This window comes from Arthrobacter sp. STN4, assembly GCF_024539665.1.
Classification (GTDB): domain Bacteria; phylum Actinomycetota; class Actinomycetes; order Actinomycetales; family Micrococcaceae; genus Specibacter.
The window spans coordinates 199,227-221,442 of sequence record NZ_JAKZGX010000003.1; the positions used below are offsets into that span (position 1 = coordinate 199,227).

Consider the following 22,216-nt stretch of genomic DNA (forward strand, 5'->3'; position numbering starts at 1 on the left):
GCCGTGGCGCACAGCCGCCGCTACCGGGCTTCGGCGCCGGCCTTCCGGCGGAAATGCCGCTGGAAAAGCGTGGGCGTGCGAAGGTACAGCAGCACCGCCACCAGGCACAGGGCCGTGGCCACAACCTGCACCAGGCTGCTGCCCTGGGCGGCCACAATGCCCAGCACGCTGACCACCACCGTTGCTGCGCACACCACCGCGGTGGACTGCACATGGCTCAGGCCCACAATGTTCAGGCGCTGGTAGACGTGTTGGCGGTGCGAGGCATACCAACGCTCCCCCGCCAGCAGCCGCCGCAGGAACGTGACAAAGGTATCCACCAGGTAGACCAGCACGGGCGAGAAAATGTATTCCACCGGAACGTGGGCCAGGAAGGCGGCCATGGCGGTGACGGAGATGGACGCACCCAGCAGGTAGCTGCCCACGTCGCCCATGAAGACCTTGTTGCGGCCCAGGTTCCATGGCAGGAACCCGGCAAACGCCGCGGCGATGGCCACGCCGGCATACACCAGCCACTGGTGGCCCGTCACGGCACCGCCGAAGGCATAGAAGCCGCCCACCAGGAGCCCGTGCGTGCCGGAAATGCCGTCCATGCCGTCCATGAAGTTGGTGACGTTCACGTAGGCCGCCACGGCCACCGCGCCGGCCGGGATCCACCACAGCTGCTGCGCGGCCGGGTCAATGATCGCCACGGCTGCCGTGGCCAGGGCCCCCACCAGCAGCTGCAGCCCGGCACGGACGGTGATGGCCAGGCCCCGGATGTCCTCCACCCAGCCAATGGCAGCGGCACAGAGGGTCACCAGCAGGATCACGACCAGGGTGGCGCGCGCCTGCGACTCGTTCACGCTCCCCTGGGGGAGGAACAGGGCGAGGGCCAGTGCGGCCGGCAGGGCAACGGCCGTCGTGATTCCCATGCCCCGGATGGTGGGCCGCTGGTGGGAGCTGCGCGCGTTGGGCACGTCCAGCACCCCGGCGCGCACCAGGAGCGGGCGCGCGACGGCGGGCAGGCCGAGGGCCAACACGAGGGCGACGGCGGCCACGGCGGCGGACGCAAGCAAGCTGGAGGTGTCCATCAGGCGCCTGCCGCAACGTCGCCGTCGGACTCGTCAATGCTGGGCGCGTCGCCGCCGGACTCCTCACGGCAGCGCTGGAGCCACAGTTCGAGGTCCAGGTCCGCGGGGGCCAGGGGTCGGGCGTGGGTGTGGGAAATCTTGGGGTGCCCGTCGGGCTTGTTGATCTCGTCGTCGCCGGTGAGCTGTTCGTGGAGCTTCTCGGACGGGCGCAGGCCGGTGATCTGGATGTCGATCTTTTTCCCGGACATGGCGATCATGCGCCGGGCCACGTCCATGATGCGCACGGGTTCGCCCATGTCCAGGATGAGGACGTCGCCGCCGTGGCCGATGGCACCGGCCTGGATGACCAGCTGGCAGGCTTCGGGGATGGTCATGAAGAAGCGGGTGACGTCAGGGTGGGTGACCGTGACCGGTCCGCCCTTGTTGATCTGGTCCGTGAACAGCGGCAGCATGGACCCCCGGCTGCCGATGACGTTGCCGAAGCGCACGGAGACATAGCGCTTGCCGGTCTCCCCCGCCATCCAGGACGTCAGCTTTTCCGCGGCGCGCTTGGAGTGTCCCAACGCGGTGGTGGGGCTGGCGGCCTTGTCCGTGGAGACGTTCACGAAGGTTTCCACGTCGACGTTGCGGGCGGCGCTGAGCACGTTCAGGGAGCCGAGGACGTTCGTCTGCCAGCCCTCTTTCGGGTACATCTGCAGCAGGGGGGCGTGCTTGAGGGCGGCGGCGTGGAACACGACTTCGGGGCGGCGCTTGGCGAAGATTTCGTCGAGCGCGTCCGCGTCGCGGATGTCCGCCAGCACGGTGGAGTTGTCGTTGAGGAGGCCGTGGCCAAAAATTGAGAGCTGCGTGTGCTGCAGGCCGGATTCGTCACGGTCCAGCATGATCAGCTCGGCCGGGTTGAAGCCGTGCAGCTGGCGGCAGAGTTCGGAGCCGATGGAGCCGCCCGCTCCGGTGACCAGGACCCGCTTGCCGGTGACATAGCCGGCAATCTGGTCCACCTTGATGTCCACCGGGCGCCGGCCGATCAGGTCCTCGACGTCGATCTCGCGGAAGTCCGTGAGGCCGCCGGCGTTGTCCCGGTTGGTGTTGGAGGTGAGCATTTCCTGCAGCGGCGGGAGCACCAGGACCTTCACGCCCAGCCCGGCGACGGAGTCGGAAATTTCCCGGATGCGTTCGGCGTCTATGTGGGCCATGGCCAGCACCACCACGGTGGACCTGGTGCGCTTGATGATCTCGGGCAGCTCGTCGCCGCGGCCCAGGACACCCACCGAACTCAGGCGCAGGTGCTTCTTGGCCGTGTCGTCGTCAATGAGGCCCACCGGGACAAAGGGCGACTCCGGGTCCTGGACCATGCGGGTGACCAGCGAGTTGCCCAGGAATCCCGCCCCATAGATCAGCGTCTTTTGGGCCTCGTCGCCGAAGGTGGGCTTGCCCTCAACGTACAGGCGCTTGGCGTAGCGCACGGCCGCCATGATCAGCGCGGCAAAGGGAAAGGCGATGGCGCTGACGGAGCGGGCAATGTGAAGCTCCTGCACCGTCAGGAACAGGAAAACTGACGTCACGGCGGCCACAATCAGGGTGGTGGCCACCAATACCCGGGCTTCCTGGATGCTGCCGAACGTGTAGCGGCCGCGGTACAGCGAGAGCCACCAGCCGGCAACGAGCTGGGTTGCCACCGCCACGGCGATCAGCAGTGCCATCCCGCCGGGATTGATCAGCCGCACGTCCAGCTCGTAGCGCAGCAGCACGGCGAGCAGCAGGGCGGCGGCCCAGGACAGGGAATCCAGGATGGCCTGCGACCACAGCCACAGGCGCGGCTTGGCGTCGCCTTCGGGGTGCGTGGCTCCGGGTTTTCCTGCTGCTGTGGTGCTCGACATATTCAACGTGATTCGTAGTCCGTTTTCTGCCCGTAATTGGTTGGCATGCGCTTCGGGCCCAAATAGCCCTACAGTCCGTTCGAGGCGCGCTGTACTAAAGTAATGGCTATTACGATAGTAATCGCTTCACCCATGCCACACCGCCAACCCGCGCCGCGCGCCCCCGCCGGCCGAGAGGATCCAGGACTTGCAAAACACCGTAGCCGTGGCTGCCGTAACCTTTGACCGGCCGGGGGACGTACGCACTTTGCTGGAAGCCCTCTCGCGGCAGAGCCACGCACCGCATTCCATCTCCCTGGTTGATTCGGGCACGCAGCCGGTGGACCGGATTGCCGCGGACGCGCCGGCCCCCGTGACCTATCTGAGGTCCGAGGCCAACCTGGGCGGGGCAGGCGGCTTTTCCTTCGCCATCCTCAGCGCCCTGGCCTCCGGCGCCGAGTGGGTGTGGATCATGGACGACGACGCCCACCCGGAGGACCCGTCGTGCCTGGCGACGCTGCTGGAGGCGGCCCGGGAGCGTGGTTTGGACGTGGTGCTGCCGCTGGTCGTCGCCCCCGGGGAACCCACCAAGCTGTCCTTCCCGTTCCGCCTGGACGGGCGCCTGACGCACGAGCGTGCCGATGTGGAGCCGCTGGGCCTGATTGAAAACGTGGGCCAGTTCTTCAACGGCGCCCTGATCCGCTCCGACGTGTTCTTCAAGGTGGGCCTGCCGGACCTGCGCCTGTTCATTCGCGGCGACGAGGTCGACTTCATGCTGCGGCTGCGCCGGGCCAACGTAAAGTTCGGCACCGTCACCACCGTGGCACTGACACACCCCGCCGGCTGGGGCGAGGTCCAGGAACTCATGGGCAACCGCTTCCACGTGCTGGTCCCGGAATCGCCGTTCAAGCGCTTTTACTTCTTCCGCAACCGCGGCTACCTCACACGCAGGCACCGGCGGCTGAGGTCGTTCGTGGCCGACGCGGTGGGCTACCCGCTCTACTACCTAAAGCACGGGGACGTGAAAGGGCTGGCCGAATGGGCCGGCGCCTATTCGGCGGGGCTGCGCGGGGCAAAGTTCGGGCCGTTGAAGGACCAGAAATTCTAGCCGTGGGGCGACGCGACCGCTTCTTCATCGTGATCACCACCTTCAACCGGGCGGACTATCTCGCCGGGCTGATGGAGTCCGTGGCCGCCCTTGACCCGGCCCCCGACGCCGTTGTGGTGGTGGACAACGCCAGCACCGACAACACGGCCGCAGTCATTGCCGCGGCACGGGAGCGGCTGGCCGCCCTCCCGTCCCCCGTTGCCCTGCACCACCAGGCCCTGGGCACGAATGTGGGCGGCGCCGGCGGCTTTTCCGCCGGCGTGGAGCGCGCACTGTCCGAAGGCGCCCAGTGGATGTGGCTGATGGACGACGACGTAACCGCGGTTCCCGGGGCCATCGGCGCCTTCGGGCCGTGGATGGACAAATACGACGCGCTGGTGGGCCGCCGCTACGACCCCGCAGGCAAGCCGTTCTTTTGGCAACACACATTCAGCAGCTTTCTGGGCATCCACCTGCCGGTGCGCGGCGACGTTTTCGCCCACACCAACGAGTTCCCCACCAACGTTGGCTGCTTTGAGGGCATGCTGGTGCACCGTGACGCAGTGGCGTCGGCGGGCCTGCCGGACCCGCGCTTCTTCATCACCTGGGACGACGCCATTTACGGCTGGCTGGTGGCGCAGGAGCGTCCCGTCATGTACGTGAACGAGTTTGTGCTGCACAAGGTCCGTGAACAACGCACCGTTGACCTGTACATCCGGCACCTGAACGACTCCTCCAACCTGAGCCGCTTCTATGTGATGCGCAACCGCGGGCTCGTGGCCCAGTACCTGCGCGCCCACGGGCAGTTCAACCCCATGGGGTTTGCCGTCGGGACGGCCCTGACGGCAGCCAAGGAACTGGTGCGGCTGCTGGCCGTGGAAAAGACGCTGCGCGGCAGCGCCAGGCTGTGGGCAGGATGGCGCGCCTCGCGCCCCATCCTGGCGGACCGGCAGTGGCAGCCCATGGCAAAGCTGGACCTCTAGGCACCGAGCGTACAGCTCCGGCGGGCCGGCTGAAAGCGGACCCGCCGGAGCTGTACATTCGTCACGGAATCAGGCCTGCTCGGTGTTCGAGGCCGCCTCCGGTGATTGGGCCCCGGCGTGCTCGACCTGCGCGGTGCCAGCGGGCTCCGGGGCCGCCTTTTCCAGGCTGACGGGCGAGTCCGAACCACTTGGTTCCCACATGTGGGGTTCCTCGTCATGCCCCAGGGCACTGGGCACCATGCGCCGGATCTCCTCCAGCGTGATGGCACCTTCGCGGACCAGGCGGAGCCGTGGCCCGGTGGCGTCAATGATCGTTGACGGAACACCGTCCGTGCCTGCTAGGGGGCGAAACCCGGCCTCCAGGTAAACTTCCACGGATTCAGCAAGCTGTTCACGGGCCGCCTGGGCCGTCTGCGCAGCGGGCTGCCCGGTCCGGTTGGCGCTGGAGACGGCCAGCGGTCCGGTCAGGGTCAGCAGGTCCAGGGCCAGCTGCTCGTCCGGCACGCGCAGTGCCACGGTGCCGACGGTGTCACCCAGGTCCCAGGTCAGGGACGGCTGGGCGTGGAAGATCAACGTCAGCGGTCCGGGCCAGTACTTTTCCGCGAGCCTGCGGGCATCGTCAGGAATTTCCGTGGCGAGCCCTTCCATGGTGCCGATCCGTGGAATCAGCACTGGCGGGGGCATGTTCCGCCCGCGGCCCTTGGCGGCGAGCAGGGTGGCGACGGCCTGCGGCGAGAACGCGTCGGCCGCGATCCCGTAGACGGTGTCCGTAGGCATCACGATGACCTGCTTGGCCGCAATGGCCTTTTGGGCGTGCGCCAGTCCCTCGGCCCGCTGTTCATCATTGGTGCAGTTATACGAAGTGGTACTCACATTGACCATTCTTTCATCCGGAAACCCCGGTACGTGAACGCCGCATCCCCGGCCACGGCGATGGGCCCTTCCTTCAGCCGGCACTCCCCGGGCGGCGTGCGCTGGTGGCCCGGTCCCGTCCCGTCAGGTCGGGGTGCGTTGCAATGTCTTCCCAGGCGCCACTGCCTTTCAGCAGTTCCGCCATCTGCGCAGCCTGGACTTCGGCGTGTTCCATGACGAAGTACCCGCCAGGGCGCAGCAGGCGCGCGGCGGCGGAAGAGGCGGCCATGGGCATTTCCATGCCGTCCGCTCCCCCTCCATACAGCGCCATGTGGGGGTCGTGGAGCTGCACTTCCGGGTCCCTGGGAACGGCGCCGGCGGGAATGTAGGGCGGGTTGGAGACCACCACGTCCACGGTGCCGTCCAGCTCGGTGAACGCCTCCCGCAGGTCGCCGTGAACCAGCGTGACGCCGGTCCCGGCCAGGTTCCTTGCCGCCCACGGATACGCCTCGTCGCTGAGTTCGACGGCGTACACCCGGCAGCCGGGCACCTCCCCGGCCAGCGACGCGGCGATGGCCCCGGACCCCGTGCCAAGGTCCACGGCGGACAAGGCGCCGTCCACGCCACGTTCCTGGCGCAGTCGTGTTAAGACGTCGATGGCCAGCTGCACCACCGATTCCGTCTCCGGCCGCGGCACAAAGACGCCCTTGCCCACCGCCAGTTCAAGGTGGCGGAAATAGGCGGTCCCGGTGATGTGCTGCAACGGCTCGCGGGCGGCGCGCCGGGCCACGAGTGCCTCGTAGCCCTCCGGTGCCACAGCTGTGCCAAATAACATGGCGGCCAGTTCGCCGCGGCCCACGCCAAGCAGGTGCGCGGCCAGGAGCTGCGCGTCCACGGACGGTGACGGCACACCGGCCGCCGCCAGGACCGCCGTCGCACGCTTCACGGCGTCAGACAGCGACGCGGCACCTGACGGCGATGCGGCACGGGCCGACGGGGCGGAATCCCGATGGGCCCCGTCAGTCACCCAGGGCGTCCAGCCGGTGCTGCTCATCCATCTCGATGGCCGACTGCACCACGGCTTCAAGGTCGCCGTTCATGACGGCGTCCAGGTTATAGGCCTTGTAGCCGGTGCGGTGGTCGGCGATCCGGTTTTCCGGGTAGTTGTAGGTGCGGATGCGCTCAGAGCGGTCCATGGTGCGGATCTGCGACTTGCGCACGGCCGAGTTCTCGGCGTCGATGATGGCCTGCTGGTGGGCCAGGATGCGCGCACGGAGCACGCGCATCCCGGCCTCGCGGTTTTGCAGCTGCGACTTCTCGTTCTGCATGGCCACCACGATCCCCGTGGGAAGGTGCGTGATGCGCACTGCGGAGTCGGTGGTGTTCACGGACTGCCCGCCAGGGCCTGAAGAACGGTAAACATCAATCTTGAGGTCGTTCTGGTTGATGTCCACCTCTTCGGGTTCATCGACCTCCGGCAGCACCAGGACCCCGGCGGCAGAGGTGTGGATGCGTCCCTGGGATTCCGTGGCCGGCACCCGCTGCACGCGATGGACGCCGCCTTCAAACTTCAGGCGTGCATACACGCCCTCGGCGGGATCATTGGAGCGGCCCTTGACGGCAATGGAAATGTCCTTGTATCCGCCGAGGTCGGACTCCGTGGAGGAGATGACTTCCGTCTTCCACCCGCGTGAATCCGCATACCGCGTGTACATCCGGACCAGGTCCGCCGCGAACAGGGCGGCCTCGTCGCCACCCTCCCCGGCCTTGACCTCCAGGATCACGTCCCGGGCATCGTCGGGGTCGCGCGGGATCAGCAGCCGGCGCAACTTTTCCTGCGCTGAGGCGAGCTGGCTCTCAAGATCGGGCACCTCGGCAGCAAAGTCCGGGTCTTCGGCCGCCATTTCCCTGGCCGCCTCAAGATCGCCGGTGAGCTGTTCCACCTGGTGGTATCCCTCCACCACGCCGCTCAACTCCGCGTACCGGCGTCCCAACCTGCGCGCCAGCGACTGGTCGGCATGGACGGCGGGGTCGCTGAGCCGCTGCTGCAGTTCGGCATGCTCATCAAGCAGCCCGTGGATGGATTCAAACATTTCAAAACCTCTCTCGACGTAAGTCAAGTCTAATTACTTCTGCTGTCCGTACCCGGCCGCCCGTGGCCCGGTCCCCGTGGCCCGGTCCGGCGGCGGCCCGACGTTTTCCCGTCCGGCTATCCGCCCCTTCGGCCGCGGGCGGCCTTCGGGTCTCCTTTACGCCGGACTACAAAAACATCGGCTCCCCCGCCTTGGCCTCTCCGTCGCCCTTGCTGAATTGTCCGGACGGGCGCCCGGCGCGCTGGGCCCATGGACACGAAGTGCCCTTGGGCCAGCTGGTGGGCCTGCCGCGCAGGTGGTGGAGCGCTGTTTCCGTAGGTCGCGTAAAGGAGACTGTAAGGCCGCCCGCGGCCGTCAGTCGGATAGCGACCGAGGGAATGCCGCTCCGCCGCCGGACCGGACCACGGCGCCCAGGCTCTCGACAGGCTCGACCACCGCGTCCCGACAGGCTTGACGGCCGCGCAACGCGAAGGGGCGGGCCGGACACGAATGTCCGGTCCCGCCCCTTGTACTCAGCTACTTGTCGTGCTCGGCCTTGGATCCCAGGGTGGTCTTCTGGATCTGCATGAGGAACTCGACGTTGGACTGCGTCTCACGGATCTTGGAGGTCAGCAGTTCAAGCGACTGCTGCATTTCCAGGCCGGAGAGGACTCGGCGCAGGCGCCACATGATCTTGACCTCTTCCGGGGAGAGCAGGTTTTCTTCGCGTCGGGTACCCGAGGCGTTGACGTCAACAGCCGGGAAGATGCGCTTGTCGGCCAGCTGGCGCGACAGGCGCAGTTCCATGTTGCCCGTGCCCTTGAACTCTTCGAAGATGACCTCGTCGGCCTTGGACCCGGTTTCCACCAGGGCCGTTGCCAGGATGGTCAGCGAGCCGCCGTTTTCGATGTTGCGGGCCGCACCGAAGAAGCGCTTCGGCGGGTACAGCGCAGCGGAATCCACACCACCGGAGAGGATGCGTCCGGAGGACGGTGCGGAGTTGTTGTAGGCACGGCCCAGGCGGGTCATGGAATCCAACAGGACCACCACATCCATGCCCATCTCCACGAGGCGCTTGGCACGCTCGATGGAGAGTTCAGCCACCTGCGTGTGGTCGTCTGCGGGGCGGTCGAAGGTGGAGGCGATGACCTCACCCTTGACGGTGCGCTGCATGTCGGTGACTTCTTCTGGGCGTTCGTCAACCAGCACCATCATGAGGTGGACCTCAGGGTTGTTGGTGGTGATGGCGTTCGCGATCGACTGCAGGATCAGCGTCTTTCCAGCCTTGGGCGGGGAGACGATCAGGCCGCGCTGGCCCTTGCCGATCGGGGCCACCAGGTCAATGACGCGCGGGCCGATCTTCTTGGGGTCCGTCTCCAGGCGCAGGCGCTCGGACGGGTACAGCGGGACCAGCTTGGCAAATTCAACGCGGTCCTTGAGCTCGTCCGGGTTCTTGCCGTTGACGCTGGTGACGCGCACCAGGGCGTTGAACTTCTGGCGGGCGCTCTGGCCCTGGCTGCGGTCCTCGCCGTCACGGGGGGCGCGGATGGCGCCGACGACGGCGTCGCCCTTGCGCAGGTTGTACTTCTTCACCTGCGAGAGGGAGACGTAGACGTCGTTGGAGCCGGGCAGGTAGCCGGAGGTCCGGACAAAGGCGTAGTTGTCCAGGATGTCCAGGATGCCGGCCACGGGCAGCAGCACGTCGTCCTCGGTCACCTCGGTGTCGTCAAAGTCCGGACCGGCGTTGCGTCCGCGGCGGCGCTCGTTGCGGTCGCGGAAGCGGTCGTTGCGGTCGTTGCGGCTGTTTCCGCCCCGGTCGTTGCGGTCGGAGGAATCGTTGCGGTCGCGGCGGTTGCGGCGGTTGCGGTTGTTGCGCGATCCGTCTTCGTCATCGTTGCCGCCGTTGGAGGAACGCTCAGTGTTGGACGAACGCTCAGTGGACGGCTGGCCGGTGCCCTGGCGGTCGTTGTTGCGCTGGTTGCGCTGGTTGCGGCGGTTGTTGCGGTCGTTCTTCTCGTGACGCTCGGAACCCTCGCCGTTCTCGCCGGCAGCAGCGTGCTCGCCTTGGTGCTGCGCGCCCTGGCCGGCGTCGGCCTGGGGTGCAGCCGTTTCCGTCTTCGGTTCCGCGGAGGCGTCCTGTGGGGTGGCCGCGTCGCGTCCGCCGCCTTGTGCGCGGCGGTTGCGGGTGCGGGGCTGGCGGCGGGCCTCGCCGTCGGCGCCCTGTTCGGCTGCCTGTGCCTGGTCGCCGTGCGCGCCTTCCGCGGCGGGGGCCGCCGGGGCTTCCACGGCGGCGGTCTGCACTGTGGCGTCACCGGTGGTGATGATGCCGTCGCTGCTGGCTGCCCGGCGGCTGCGGCGGCCGCGGGCCGGGCGCTCTTCCGGGGCGGACTCGGCCGGGGCTGCGGGAGCTTCGGCAGCGGCAGCGGAGCTGTCCTTGCTGCTGCGGGGTGCCCGCTTGGCGGGTGCGGCGGCTGCGCCGTCGTCCTTGGCCGTGCGCACCGGGCGGTCAGCCACGGACGAACCGCGCTGGTGGGCCGAAATGGCGGCAACCAGGTCTCCCTTGCGCATCCGGGACCCGCCGGTAATGCCGAGCTGGCCGGCGAGTGCCTGCAGCTGGGCCAGCTTCAGGCCCGCCAGGCCGGCCGGCTTGGCCGTTGCTGTGGATTTGGCGGTGTCGTCCAACTCAGCTGCCTGGTTGACGGCAGCTGGAGTCATGGTTTCTGTCACGAAGGATCCTTCCCCCTCGAAAAGCGAGCCCCTTGGAGCGGGGCCGCGATGATTAGTGTCAGCCGTCCTGCCGCTGCCGCACAGGCCGGGGCTAAGAAAAACAGCTGAGGTTCCAATTCGCACTTGCGAAATCTTTTGGAAGTGCGGGATTGGGGGTGTTCACCCCTGAATCAACCTGTAAAAAGACCAATTCGTGAATAAACGAGGCGGCTGCCAATTGTTGATTCGATCTACCGGCCGGCCCAGATGGAACGTCACGGTGAAGGGGTGGCATCAATCTTGGGCCGCTTATGAACCCGGATGCACTTCCACTTTAGCACCTTCAAGGTCAACGGCCAGCCGCAGCACGCGCCACGACACGCCGCCGGTTGCCAAATCCGTGGCCGCCGGATTGCGCCTGCGGATGAATTCCACCACTGCGTCGGCCTCGGCCCCACCGTTTGCCAACGTCATGACGGTGGGCCCGGCCCCGGAAATGAACGCGGCGTGCCCCGCCGAACGCAGTGCCGTGACGAGCTCCGCGCTTTCCGGCATGGCGGCGGCACGGTAGCCCTGGTGCAGGTAGTCGCGGGTGCCGGCGGCCAGCAGTTCCGGCGCGTCCTTGAGCGCATGCATCAGCAGCGCCGCACGGCCCGAGTTGGCGGCGGCGTCGGCGTGCGGCACCGTGGCCGGCAGGAGCCCGCGGGCCAGCTCGGTCTTGACCTCAAAGTTGGGAATTGCCACCACCGGGACCACTGCGTCCGACGGCGTGAGCCGCGTGGTGGCGTATTCCCCGTCCGCCTGCCAGGAGATGGCGACGGCACCGAAGATGGCCGGTGCAACGTTGTCCGGGTGCCCCTCCATTTCCGAAGCCAGCTGCAGCACCCACTGCCGGTCCTGCCGGTCGGCCGGTGCCACCAGGGCGTTGGCGGCGGCGATGGCGGCCACAATGGCCGAAGCCGAGGAGCCCAACCCGCGCCCGTGCGGCAGCACGTTGTGGGCACAAATCCTCAAGCCGCCGCGGCGGTACCCCAGGCGGGCCAGGGCCAGGTCCATGGCCTTGACCACCAGGTGGCCCGCGTCCCGGGGCAGTTCGTCCACGCCCTCCCCGTGCAGGTCAAATTCCAGGACGTCCTCCGCCAGGGTGGTGACCTCCAGGGTGTCGTACAGGGAAACAGCCAGGCCCAGGGAGTCGAATCCGGGGCCGAGGTTGGCGCTGGTGCCAGGCACCTGCACCGTGGCGGTGAAGCCCGGGGCAAGTGCCGTGGCGGCGGAGGGCGTGAGTGTCATGGCGGTGCCTGTCATGGTGGTCAAGGACGTCTCGGCGGGCGGGACTAGTCGGCGAGGCCGAGGGCTTTGGCGACGGTGACGACGTCGTACTCCACCCGGGTGGGCTCAACGGCGCTGCCGTCAACGTTCTTCAGGGCCCAGTCGGGGTCCTTCAGGCCGTGGCCCGTGACCGTGATGACAATCGTCTTGCCCGCGGGGACTTCCCCGGCGGCATGCTTCTTGATGAGGCCCGCGACGCCCGCTGCGGACGCGGGCTCCACGAACACGCCTTCCTTGGCGGAGAGCCAGCGGTGGGCGGCGAGGATTTCCTCGTCGGTGACCGAGTCGATCAGGCCGCCGGACTCATCGCGGGCGGCGATGGCCAGGTCCCAGGACGCCGGGTTGCCGATGCGGATGGCCGTGGCGATGGTGTCCGGCTCCGTGATGGGGTGGCCGGCCACGAACGGGGCGGCGCCGGCGGCCTGGAAGCCCCACATGATGGGGGTGTGCGTGGACACGGCGGGGAGCGTGCCGGCGGCGGCCGACTCGTAGGGGGCCGAGTATTCCTTGTAGCCGCGCCAGTAGGCGCTGATGTTGCCGGCGTTGCCGACGGGCAGCACATGGTAGTCCGGGGCGTCGCCGAGGGAGTCGACGACTTCAAAGGCGCCGGTCTTCTGGCCCTCGATACGGGCCGGGTTGACGGAGTTGACCAGGAACACCGGGTAGGAGTCGGCCAGCTTGCGCGCCACGTCCAGGCAGTTGTCGAAGTTGCCGTCCACCTGCAGGATGGTGGCGCCGTGGGCCACGGCCTGGCTGAGCTTGCCCATGGAGATTTTGCCTTCGGGCACCAGCACGGCGCAGGTGAGCCCGGCCTGCTTGGCATACGCGGCGGCGGAGGCGGAGGTGTTGCCGGTGGAGGCGCACACCACGGCCTTGGCCCCGGCGGCGACTGCCGCCGTCATGGCCATGGTCATGCCGCGGTCCTTGAAGGAGCCGGTGGGGTTCATGCCCTCCACCTTCAGGTACACCTTCGAGCCGGTGAGCTCGGAAAGCTTCTGGGCGTACACCAGGGGCGTGCCGCCCTCGCCCAGCGTGATGACCTTGGTTTCCGCCGTTACCGGCAGGCGTTCTGCATATTCGCGGACTACCCCGCGCCACTGGTGAGCCATTAGACTCCCTCCACCCTCAAGACACTCGTAACTGAATTTATGATGTCCAGGCCCTTGATGGCCTGGACGGTTGCTGCCAGGGCAGCCTCGCTGGCGCGGTGCGTGACGATGCGCAGCTCGGCCGAGCCGGGAGCGCCGTCGTCGTGCGGACCACGTTCCCGGTGCACCGTCTGGCGCATCGCCTCAATGGAGACGCCGTGCTCGGCAAAGAGCGCGGAAATCTTGGCCAGCACGCCGGGCTGGTCCGCCGCGTCCAGGCCGATGTAGTACTGGGTGGTGACGGCCTCAATGCCCAGCACCGGCAGCACGCCGGTGGTGGTTTCGGTCCGTCCCGGCCCGCCCAGCACCAGCCGGCGGGCAGCGGAAACCACGTCGCCGAGCACGGCCGACGCCGTGGGGGTGCCCCCGGCGCCCTGGCCGTAGAACATGAGCTCCCCGGCGGACTCGGCCTCGATGAACACCGCGTTGAACGCACCGTGGACGGCGGCCAGGGGATGGTCGCGCGGCAGGAGCGTGGGGTGCACGCGGACGCTGACGCCCGCCTGGGCGCCCCCGTTGTCATTCCCGGCCGGCACGGGCAGCTTCTGTGCGATGGCGAGCAGCTTGATGACAAAGCCGGCGTCCTTGGCCGCGGCGATGTCCGCCGCCGTCACCTGCGTGATGCCCTGGCAGTGGACGTCCTCCAGGCTGAAGCGCGTGTGGAAGGACAGGGAGGCCAGGATGGCACCCTTGGCGGCGGCGTCGTGTCCCTCGATGTCCGCCGTCGGGTCGGCCTCCGCATAGCCCAGACGGGTGGCCTCGGCCAGCGCGTCCTCGAAGGAGGCGCCCGTGGTGTCCATCTGGTCCAGGATGAAGTTCGTGGTGCCGTTGACAATGCCCATGACGCGGGTGATCTTGTCCCCGGCGAGCGAATCCCGGATGGGGCGCAGGATCGGGATGGCCCCTGCCACGGCGGCCTCGTAGGAGAGTTCCAGTCCGGCTGCGTCGGCCTTCTCGTACAGGCTGGGCCCGTCCACGGCCAGCAGCGCCTTGTTGCCGGTGACCACGGTGGCGCCGTGTTCAATGGCCTCCAGGATCAGGGTGCGGGCCGGTTCCAGGCCGCCCATCAGCTCAATGACGACGTCGGCGCCGCGCACCAGTGTGGAGGCGTCCGTGGTGAACAGCTCCCGGGGCAGATCCACGTCGCGGGGGGCGTCAATGTTGCGCACCGCGATGCCCGACAGTTCCAGCCGGGCCCCGGTGCGGGCGGCCAGGGCGTCAGCGTCCTCCAGCAGGATGCGGGCCACCTGGGCACCCACGTTTCCGGCACCCAGGAGGGCCACCTTCAAGGTTTTAGTCTCAGCGGACGCCGGCGGTGAAAATACGGCCGCGTCCATGGTGTTGCGCTCGGTCAATGGTTTCTAGGCCCCTAAATCGCGTGCCAGCAAATCGTCTTCTGTTTCGCCCCGCACAATCAAGCGTGCGGCGCCGTCCTTGACGGCCACAACGGGCGGCCGGGGCACGTAGTTGTAGTTGCTGGCCAGTGCCCAGCAGTACGCGCCCGTTCCGGGAACGGCAAGCAAATCCCCGGCCGCCACGTCATTGGGCAGATATACATCTCTAACAACAATGTCGCCGCTCTCGCAATGTTTGCCCACCACTCGGGACAGCGCGGGCGCCGCCTGCGAGGCCCGGCCGGCCACGACGGCCGAATAATCCGCGTCATAGAGCACCGGGCGGGCGTTGTCGCTCATGCCGCCGTCCACCGACACATAACGACGCGGGGCCGTCACACCGTCCGTGCCGTCGACCTCGACCTGCACGGTTTTCAGCGTGCCCGTCTCATACAGCGTGAACGTGGAGGTGCCCACGATCGCGCGGCCGGGCTCAATGGAGATCCGGGGCGCGGCCATGTCCAGTTCCGCGCACGTCGCCCGTACGACGGCGGCCATCGCCCGGGCGATTTCGGCCGCCGGGCGCGGGGTGTCCACGGCGGTGTAGGCGATGCCGTAGCCGCCGCCCAGGTCAAGTTCGGGGAGCGTGACGCCGTACGTCTGCTGGATCCGGTGCGTGAACGCCAGCAGGCGGCGCGCTGCGATCTCAAAGCCCTCGGCCTCAAAGATCTGTGAACCGATGTGGGCATGGAAGCCCAGGAAGTTGATGCTTTCCGCTTCCACGGCCAGCTTGGCGGCGGCTTCCGCGGCGGGCAGGCCGGGCGCGTCCGGGTCCTCGGAGATGAGGGACAGCCCAAACTTTTGGTCCTCGTGGGCCGTGGCGATGGATTCGTGGGTGTGGGCGTGCACGCCGGGGGTCACCCGCAGCATCACGTTGGCGGTGCCGCCTTTCGCGGCGGCGAGCCCTGCAACGCGGTGCAGCTCGTGCAGGCTGTCCACCACGATCCGGCCCAGCCCCAGCTCCAGGGCCCGGTTGATTTCCGCGTTGGACTTGTTGTTGCCGTGCAGCCCCAGCTTGTCCCCGCGCAGCCCGGCGCGCGTTGCCACGGCCAGTTCGCCGCCGGAGCAGGTGTCCAGGCGCAGCCCCTCGGACTCCACCCAGCGTGCCACCTCGGTGCACAGGAAGGACTTCCCCGCGTAATAGACGTCCACGCCGCCGCAAATGTCCGCAAAGGCCGCATCAAAGGCGTCCTTGAACGTGCGGGCGCGGTGGCGGAAGTCGCCCTCGCTCATGACGAACAGCGGGGTGCCGAACTGCTCCTTGAGCGCGCCCACGGGCACACCGCTGATGGTGAGTTCGCCGTGTCCGGCGCGTTCGACATCGTCCGCCCACATGGCGGGCACCAGCTCGTTCAGGTCCCCGGGGGCGGGCAGCCAGGCGGGCGCCAGCTCCGCTCCGGCAATTTGGGTCTGGGCCATGTTCCTACATCCGTTCCGGGGCGGAGACGCCCAGCAGGGACAGCCCGTTGGCCAGGACCTGGCCCACGGCGTCGTTGAGCCACAGGCGGGTGCGGTTCACGTCCGTCACGGCGTCGTCGCCCATGGGGGTGACCCGGCAGGCGTCGTACCAGCGGTGGTAGGCGCCGGCGATGACCTCCAGGTGGCGGGCCACGCGGTGCGGCTCGCGGAAAGCGGCGGCCTGCGTCAGCACGCCCGGGTACTGGCCCAGGACGGCGAGCAGCTCCGACTCGGTGGGATGGCTCAAGGCCGCAGCGTCAAAGGCAGTGCGTTCGACGCCGGCGGCTGCGGCATTGCGGCCCACGGCGCACGTGCGGGCGTGGGCGTACTGGACGTAGAACACCGGGTTTTCGTTGGACTTCTTGGTCAGCACGTCCAGGTCGATGTCGATGTTGGAATCGCTGGAGAAGCGGGCCAGCGAATAGCGGGCCGCATCCGTGCCCACGATGTCCACCAGGTCCTCCATCGTGACCACGGTGCCGGCGCGCTTGGACATGCGCAGCGGGACACCGTCCTTGACCAGGTTGACCATCTGGCCGATGAGCACCTCGACCCGGTTGGCGTCGTCGCCCATGGCTGCCGCGGCGGCCTTGAGCCTTGCCACGTAGCCGTGGTGGTCGGCGCCGAGCATGTAGATGCACAGGTCAAAGCCGCGGTCGCGCTTGTCCTTGAAGTAGGCGATGTCCCCGGCGATGTAGGCGGCGTGGCCGTCGGACTTGATGACGACGCGGTCCTTGTCGTCGCCGAACCCGGTGGAGTTCAGCCACCAGGCGCCGTCCTTGGCGTACAGGTTGCCGGAGGCCTTGAGCTGCTCCAGCAGCTTTTCCACGGCGCCGTCCTCGAACAGCGAGTTTTCGTGGAAGTAGACGTCAAAGTCGACACCGAATTCGTGCAGCGATGCGCGGATGGAGGCAAACATGAGCTCCACGCCCTGGGCCCGGAATTCCTCCTGCGGGTCCGCGCAGCTGAGGATGTCCGGGGTGTTCGACATGACCTCCTTGGCGATGTCCTCGATGTAGGCCCCGCCGTAGCCGTCCTCCGGCGCGGGCTCGCCCTTGGCGCTGGCCAGCAGGGAGCGGGCAAACCTGTCGATCTGGTTGCCGTGGTCGTTGAAGTAGTACTCGCGCGTGACGTCGGCGCCCTGCGACTGGAAGATGCGGGCCAGGGAGTCGCCGACGGCGGCCCAGCGGGTGCCGCCGAGGTGGATGGGACCGGTGGGGTTGGCGGAGACGAACTCCAGGTTGATCCGGGTGCCGGCCATGCCGGTGTTGGTGCCGTAGCTTGCGCCGGCCTCCACAATCGCCTTCGCCAGCCCGCCGGCGGCCGCGGCATCGACAGTGACGTTCAGGAAGCCCGGTCCGGCGATGTCCACCTTGGAAACGCCGGGGATGGCGGCCAGGCGGCCTTGAAGGACCTCCGCGATCTTGCGCGGTGGGACACCGGCCGGCTTGGCCAGCTGCAGCGCGATGCTCGTGGCCCAATCACCGTGCTCGCGGCTCTTGGGCCGCTCCACGCGGACTTCCCTGGGCAGCGCGTCCGCCGGAACGGTGAGTTCACCGGCGTCGACGGCGTCTTTAAGGCAGGAGGTAATGGCGGCGGAAAGTTCTTCAGGAGTCACGGTTCCAAGTGTACGGTTCCCGCGCCGCGCTCCCCCAATCCGCCCACAGTGTGGCACCGGCGCCGACGGGGGCCGCGATAATGGAGGCATGAAAGTCGACCGGCTGGATGCCGCCATCATCGAGATGTTCACGGACGAGCCCGGGATCGGCGTGCTTGAATGCTCGCGGCGGCTCAAGGTGGCCCGGGCCACGGTGCAGGGCCGCCTGGACCGGCTGCACTCCGGCGGTGTCATCACCGGGATTGTTCCGCGCCTCAGCCCGGCGGCCTTCGGCTTTCCCATCATTGCGTTTTGCTCCATCGAAATCGCCCAGGGCATGGGCCACGGCGTGGTCTTTGACGCCATCGGCCAGATTCCGGAAATCCTCGAGATGCACACGGTGTCCGGTCCCAGCGACCTGCTGGTGAAGATCGTGGGCCGCTCCACCACTGACCTGCAGCGCGTGCTGGATGCGTTGTCGCAGGCACCAGGCGTCGCCCGCACCTCAAGCGTGATTGCGCTGGAGAGCCACATTGAAAACCGGCACCTGCCCCTGTTGAAGGCGGCCGCGGAGTCCTGACCCGCCGAGCCCATACAAATTGTATGGTTTACCGGGCGATCGATACCCCAATCTGTACAGGCTGGCTGGTGGTTTCGCCGACGCTTGCGTGCCGGGCCGGGGCGTTCCACTGTTGGGTGCACCACATCCGTTGTGCGTGCCACGCGGCCCGCCCGAGAAGATTTGAGCCTCCAGTGACCGAGCAGCCCACCGTATCCGACCTTGTTGCCGATGTTTGCGCCCGGCATGCCGACACCGTATTTGGGCTCATGGGCAACGGCAACGCCTTTTTCACCAGCAATGTCACCCGCCGCGGGATGCGCTACATCAGCGCCCGCCACGAGGCCGGCACGGTTGCCATGGCCGACGCCTACTACCGCGCCTCGGGCAGGGTGGCCGTCGCGTCCGTCACGTACGGGGCCGGCTTCACCAACGCACTGACCCCGCTGGCCGAGGCCGCCAAGGCCCGCATTCCCCTGGTGCTGGTTGCCGGCGGCGTCCCCGCCGGGGGCGCGCGGCCGTGGGACGTCAACCAGGACATGGTGGCCGCCGGGCTCGGAGTTGAAACGCTGGCGGTGACCTGCGAAACCGCCGCGTCGGCCACCGAACGGGCCTGGGCGCTGGCCGTCCGCGACAGCCGCCCCGTGGTGCTGGCCATCCCCTATGACATCGCGGCGCTCGACGCCGGCCCCCAGCAGGCGCCCGCCCCGGTGGAACAGCGGGTTCCCCCTGCCGTGGACGGTGCCGCCTCGCACCGGATTGCCCGGCAGCTGTCCGGCGCCGAAAGGCCCCTGATCATCGGCGGACGCGGCGCCGTGGAGGCCGCGGCCGGCCGGGCCCTGCGCCGCCTGGGCGACGGTTTGGGGGCATTCTTTGCAACATCCGCCATGGCCCGCAACCTCTTCGGCTCCCCCTGGGACCTGGGCATCGCCGGCGGCTTTGCCGGCGTTCCGGCGGCCGACATCATGCGCCGCGCCGACGTGGTGCTGGTGGTCGGGGCGGGCCTGAACACCTTCCAGACCCGCTACGGCACCTTGTTCGCCGACGGCGCCACCGTCATCCAGGTCGACGACCGCCCCGAAGCAGCCGCCCCCGCTGCCACCGAGTTTGTCCACGCGGACGCGGCCGCATTGGCCGCCGCGCTGCTGGATGCCCTGCCCCGGCTGTCCGGGCACGGCTGGCGGGACGGCTTCCCGGAGGTGGCCGACCGCTCCCTGTTCGCCGAACCGCCCGCCGGGGAATTCGCCCCGGACGGCCGGCTCAACCCGCGGGCGGTGGCCACGCTGCTCGACGCCGTGCTGCCAGAGGAGCGTACGATCGTCCAGGACGGCGGGCACTTCATCGGCTGGGCGCCCATGTACTGCGCGGTCCCGGACCCGCAGGCATTGATGATGGTGGGCACGGCGTTCCAAACCATCGGGCTGGGACTGCCGTCCGCCGTCGGCGCGGCAGCCGCCCGCCCGGAGCGGCTTACCGTCCTGGTCTCGGGGGACGGGGGCGCGCTCATGGGCCTGGCCGACCTCGACACGGCCGTGCGGACCATTGCCAGCGGTGTCATGGTGGTGTTCAACGACGCGGCCTACGGCGCCGAACTGCACCAGTATGCGGTGCGCGGCCTGGACGACACCGCCATGCAGATCGAGGAAGTGGACTTCGCCGCGCTGGCCGGGGCCTTCGGCGCCCACGGCACCAAGATGCGCTCCCTGGCGGACATCGGCCGTCTCCGGGAGTGGCTCGACGCCGGCGCCCGCGGCCTGTTCGTCCTGGACGTGGCCGTCTCCCAAAACGTCGTGGCCGACTACATGCGCGAAAGCATGGCGCCCATCCTCGCCGCCCGGGCCGGCTGAGGGGCAGGGCCGGCAGTCACCTGGCGAAGTCGTCCTCCAGCATCCTGGGCCGGCAAATGATGAAGGCGCCGGCGCCCAGGAGGACCAGTGTGGCGAAGAGGAACACGAAGGGCCCCGTCCAGGAGCCGGTCCACTGCCTCAGCAGCCCGAAGAAGAGCGGGCCCACACAGGCCAGCCCGTAGCCCATGCCCTGGCCGAAACCGGACAGCGCGCCGGCGCCGTGCTGTGTGCGGGTGCGGTGGTTGATCAGCAGCAGCGCCAGCGGGAACGTGCCCGGGCCCAGCCCCGCCAGCGACACCCACAGCCAGGTGCCGTTCGCCGGGGCGAGCAGCAGCCCCAGGTAGCCGGCCACGAAGCAGCCCAGCATGGCCAGCACCAGCGGGAATGGGTTGCGCATCCGGGCGGCGACCAGCGGTATGCCCAGGCTCATGGGCAGGCCGAGCGCGGCAAACAACGCGAGCATGGAACCGGCGTGGCCTCGGTCCAGACCGGCCTCCGTCAGGATTTCCGGCAGCCAGGCGAACAGCGCATACGTGTTCAGCGAGGTGCAGCCGAACATGAACGTCAGCCCCCAGGCTGTGGGCGAACGCGACAGCTTCATCCTCGGGCCGGCCGCGTCAGGTGAGGGGCGCGTAGGGACCGCCAACCGCACCGCTGCCGGCGGGGCCACGGCGCCCGGTGGGCCGGGCGCCGTGCCGGGTGCCGGCGTCGTGCGGGTGGGAATCGCGGCCAGCAGCCACGGGACCACGGCGATCATGCTGACCACGGCCCAGGAGGAGAGGGAAAACTGCCAACCGGCGGCGTCGGCCAGGGGCACCGAGATCTGGGCGGGAAGGGCGGTGCCGAGTGAAATGGAGGTCACGTAGAGGGCCGTCATCAAGCCGACCCTGCCGGGGAAGTGCTTCTTCACCAGGGGCGGCAGGAGGACGTTGCCGGCGCCGAGGCCGCCGAAGGCGACGACGGAAAAAACCAGGAACAGGAAGGTGTTGGGGGCAAAGACCCGCGCGATCTGGCCGACGATTCCGGCAACGATCGAAAGCACGATGAGCCGTTCCAGCGACGCCCAGCGGATCACGTACGGGGTGAAGAAGCCGAAGAGGCCAAACGCCGCCGTGGGGAGCAGGCCCAGGACGCCGATCGTGGCGGTGCCCATCGGGAGGTCGTGCGTGATGGTGGAAATCAGGGGCGGGACCACCGTCACGGCCCCGCGCAGCGTCAACGCGGTAAGGATGATGCCCGCCGCAAACAACCACAGGGAACGCGGGACATTCCTCACCATGTATTCACCATTGCCCCAATGTTACCGGCCCGGCCGGCGGCGGCGCAGGCGGTTCCAGTGGCTGGACGCGGGACCCGCCCGGGGCCGTCGACAGGCGGCCGCCATGGAGGCGGCGGACGGCGCGCGGGCACGGCGTTCGATTCAGCGCCCGGCACCTGCTAAGCTCTTTCTCGTTCCCTTCGGCAGCCACGGTTGCCGCGCCCTCGTAGCTCAGGGGATAGAGCGGTTGCCTCCGGAGCAACAGGCCGTAGGTTCGAATCCTATCGAGGGCACCACCGTCCGGGGTCCGCACGCAGCCAAACAGCTGTGTGCGGGCCCCGGATTTTTTGTTGCCGTCGCTGGGACGGCAGCGGCGGGCCCGAGGCTGGAGAACCGGGCGTGGCCAACCGTGCCAGTGCCTTCCTGCCCGGCTTGCGGAACCCCGGGGCGGGGTGGAAGCTGGGAAGGACGGCCCCAAGTGCCGAAACCAGATGAGACAGCAGTCACGAAGGAAGCAGGGTACATGTCCACGCAGCGATTGAACATCAACGAAATCGATCCCAAGGCCTACCAGCCCATGTACGCCATGGAAAAGTACATCCACTCCGGCACCCTCGGCGAGGACCTGCTGGCGCTGGTCAAGATCCGTGCCTCACAGCTCAACAGCTGCGCGTTCTGCCTGGACATGCATGGCCGTGAGGCCCGGGCCGCAGGCGTCGACAACCGCCGCCTGGACGTGCTCGCAGGCTGGCACGAGGCCCCGGGCCTGTACTCGGACCGCGAACAGGCCGCGCTGGCACTGACCGAGGCCGTGACATTGATCAGCAAGGGCGGGGTTTCCGACGCCATCTGGGCGGGCGTCAAGGCCGCCTTCACCGACACCGAGGTCACGGAGCTGCTGATGGCAATCTCCGCCATCAACGTCTGGAACCGGCTGGCCGTCAGCACCCACCAGGCGTTGCCCGAGCTTCCCTGACCCAGGGCATCGGGCTATTTA

The 22,216-nt window shown here is 68.3% G+C and carries 17 protein-coding genes and 1 tRNA gene; 6 read left to right on the forward strand and 12 right to left on the reverse strand.

What is annotated here, in order from left to right:
- Window positions 1-20: 20 nt before the first annotated feature.
- Together MMF96_RS04375 and MMF96_RS04380 are read right to left on the reverse strand one after the other, a co-directional pair.
- On the reverse strand, window positions 21-1,073 hold the full coding sequence (locus MMF96_RS04375; RefSeq protein WP_256882665.1) for a UDP-phosphate glycosyltransferase: 1,053 nt from the start codon (window positions 1,071-1,073) through the stop codon (window positions 21-23).
- Window positions 1,073-2,950: a nucleoside-diphosphate sugar epimerase/dehydratase gene (locus tag MMF96_RS04380; protein ID WP_176616807.1), complete on the reverse strand. Its 1,878-nt coding sequence runs from the start codon at window positions 2,948-2,950 to the stop codon at window positions 1,073-1,075. Before MMF96_RS04380 ends, MMF96_RS04375 begins: the two co-directional genes overlap by 1 nt.
- 187 nt (window positions 2,951-3,137) lie before the next feature.
- Here MMF96_RS04380 and MMF96_RS04385 point away from each other — a divergent pair, with 187 nt between their 5' ends.
- Together MMF96_RS04385 and MMF96_RS04390 are read left to right on the forward strand one after the other, a co-directional pair.
- Window positions 3,138-4,037, forward strand: a complete 900-nt coding sequence (locus tag MMF96_RS04385) for a glycosyltransferase (RefSeq protein ID WP_256882666.1) — start codon at window positions 3,138-3,140, stop codon at window positions 4,035-4,037.
- Window positions 4,038-4,039: 2 nt separating this feature from the next.
- Entirely contained in the window at window positions 4,040-4,999 is a 960-nt protein-coding gene (locus MMF96_RS04390) for a glycosyltransferase (protein WP_176616805.1), read from the forward strand.
- A gap of 69 nt (window positions 5,000-5,068) precedes the next feature.
- Here the strand turns inward: MMF96_RS04390 and MMF96_RS04395 are convergent, their stop codons facing one another.
- The 9 genes from MMF96_RS04395 to argS all read right to left on the reverse strand — a co-directional run bounded on the left by MMF96_RS04395 (window position 5,069) and on the right by argS (window position 17,576).
- The gene (locus tag MMF96_RS04395) at window positions 5,069-5,872 is read right to left on the reverse strand and encodes an L-threonylcarbamoyladenylate synthase (protein ID WP_256882667.1); all 804 of its coding nucleotides are present in this window, start codon (window positions 5,870-5,872) and stop codon (window positions 5,069-5,071) included.
- A gap of 73 nt (window positions 5,873-5,945) precedes the next feature.
- Window positions 5,946-6,878: a peptide chain release factor N(5)-glutamine methyltransferase gene (gene prmC / locus MMF96_RS04400; RefSeq protein ID WP_375141398.1), complete on the reverse strand. Its 933-nt coding sequence runs from the start codon at window positions 6,876-6,878 to the stop codon at window positions 5,946-5,948.
- The gene (gene prfA / locus MMF96_RS04405; protein ID WP_176616802.1) at window positions 6,871-7,944 is read right to left on the reverse strand and encodes a peptide chain release factor 1; all 1,074 of its coding nucleotides are present in this window, start codon (window positions 7,942-7,944) and stop codon (window positions 6,871-6,873) included. Before prfA ends, prmC begins: the two co-directional genes overlap by 8 nt.
- Window positions 7,945-8,460: 516 nt before the next feature.
- Complete coding sequence (gene rho / locus MMF96_RS04410) at window positions 8,461-10,650, reverse strand: transcription termination factor Rho (RefSeq protein WP_375141399.1); 2,190 nt, start codon at window positions 10,648-10,650, stop codon at window positions 8,461-8,463.
- A gap of 288 nt (window positions 10,651-10,938) precedes the next feature.
- Complete coding sequence (thrB, locus tag MMF96_RS04415) at window positions 10,939-11,919, reverse strand: homoserine kinase (protein WP_256882668.1); 981 nt, start codon at window positions 11,917-11,919, stop codon at window positions 10,939-10,941.
- 44 nt (window positions 11,920-11,963) lie between these two features.
- A complete protein-coding gene (gene thrC / locus MMF96_RS04420) occupies window positions 11,964-13,067 on the reverse strand; it encodes a threonine synthase (protein WP_176616800.1) in 1,104 nt (367 codons plus the stop codon).
- The gene (locus tag MMF96_RS04425) at window positions 13,067-14,443 is read right to left on the reverse strand and encodes a homoserine dehydrogenase (protein ID WP_256882697.1); all 1,377 of its coding nucleotides are present in this window, start codon (window positions 14,441-14,443) and stop codon (window positions 13,067-13,069) included. The genes thrC and MMF96_RS04425 overlap by 1 nt, the downstream gene beginning before the upstream one ends.
- Before the next feature lie 24 nt (window positions 14,444-14,467).
- Window positions 14,468-15,919, reverse strand: a complete 1,452-nt coding sequence (gene lysA / locus MMF96_RS04430) for a diaminopimelate decarboxylase (protein WP_256882669.1) — start codon at window positions 15,917-15,919, stop codon at window positions 14,468-14,470.
- 4 nt (window positions 15,920-15,923) lie between these two features.
- Window positions 15,924-17,576 carry an arginine--tRNA ligase gene (gene argS / locus MMF96_RS04435; protein ID WP_176616798.1) on the reverse strand — a complete coding sequence of 551 codons (1,653 nt, stop codon included), beginning with the start codon at window positions 17,574-17,576 and terminating at the stop codon, window positions 15,924-15,926.
- An 88-nt stretch (window positions 17,577-17,664) separates the two neighbouring features.
- Between argS and MMF96_RS04440 the strand changes: the two genes are divergently transcribed.
- On the forward strand, window positions 17,665-18,135 hold the full coding sequence (locus MMF96_RS04440) for an Lrp/AsnC family transcriptional regulator (protein WP_176616797.1): 471 nt from the start codon (window positions 17,665-17,667) through the stop codon (window positions 18,133-18,135).
- A 173-nt stretch (window positions 18,136-18,308) separates the two neighbouring features.
- On the forward strand, window positions 18,309-19,961 hold the full coding sequence (locus MMF96_RS04445; RefSeq protein WP_256882670.1) for a thiamine pyrophosphate-binding protein: 1,653 nt from the start codon (window positions 18,309-18,311) through the stop codon (window positions 19,959-19,961).
- 16 nt (window positions 19,962-19,977) lie between these two features.
- Here the strand turns inward: MMF96_RS04445 and MMF96_RS04450 are convergent, their stop codons facing one another.
- Window positions 19,978-21,240, reverse strand: a complete 1,263-nt coding sequence (locus tag MMF96_RS04450; protein WP_256882671.1) for a CynX/NimT family MFS transporter — start codon at window positions 21,238-21,240, stop codon at window positions 19,978-19,980.
- 199 nt (window positions 21,241-21,439) lie between these two features.
- On the opposite strand from MMF96_RS04450, the gene MMF96_RS04455 reads away from it, so the two are divergent.
- A tRNA-Arg gene (locus MMF96_RS04455) sits at window positions 21,440-21,515 on the forward strand.
- A gap of 227 nt (window positions 21,516-21,742) precedes the next feature.
- Window positions 21,743-22,195, forward strand: coding sequence for a carboxymuconolactone decarboxylase family protein (locus MMF96_RS04460; protein WP_256882672.1), 453 nt, complete (start codon window positions 21,743-21,745; stop codon window positions 22,193-22,195).
- Window positions 22,196-22,216: the final 21 nt, after the last annotated feature.

Bases quoted from the DNA above. Each gene is read 5' to 3' on its own strand.
- prfA (WP_176616802.1), bottom strand. From the start codon at position 7,944: ATGTTTGAATCCATCCACGGGCTGCTTGATGAGCATGCCGAACTGCAG.
- thrC (WP_176616800.1), bottom strand. From the start codon at position 13,067: ATGGCTCACCAGTGGCGCGGGGTAGTCCGCGAATATGCAGAACGCCTG.
- MMF96_RS04375 (WP_256882665.1), bottom strand. From the start codon at position 1,073: ATGGACACCTCCAGCTTGCTTGCGTCCGCCGCCGTGGCCGCCGTCGCC.
- lysA (WP_256882669.1), bottom strand. From the start codon at position 15,919: ATGGCCCAGACCCAAATTGCCGGAGCGGAGCTGGCGCCCGCCTGGCTG.
- MMF96_RS04380 (WP_176616807.1), bottom strand. From the start codon at position 2,950: ATGTCGAGCACCACAGCAGCAGGAAAACCCGGAGCCACGCACCCCGAA.
- MMF96_RS04425 (WP_256882697.1), bottom strand. From the start codon at position 14,443: ATGGACGCGGCCGTATTTTCACCGCCGGCGTCCGCTGAGACTAAAACC.
- MMF96_RS04450 (WP_256882671.1), bottom strand. From the start codon at position 21,240: ATGGTGAGGAATGTCCCGCGTTCCCTGTGGTTGTTTGCGGCGGGCATC.
- thrB (WP_256882668.1), bottom strand. From the start codon at position 11,919: ATGACACTCACGCCCTCCGCCGCCACGGCACTTGCCCCGGGCTTCACC.
- MMF96_RS04460 (WP_256882672.1), top strand. From the start codon at position 21,743: ATGTCCACGCAGCGATTGAACATCAACGAAATCGATCCCAAGGCCTAC.
- MMF96_RS04440 (WP_176616797.1), top strand. From the start codon at position 17,665: ATGAAAGTCGACCGGCTGGATGCCGCCATCATCGAGATGTTCACGGAC.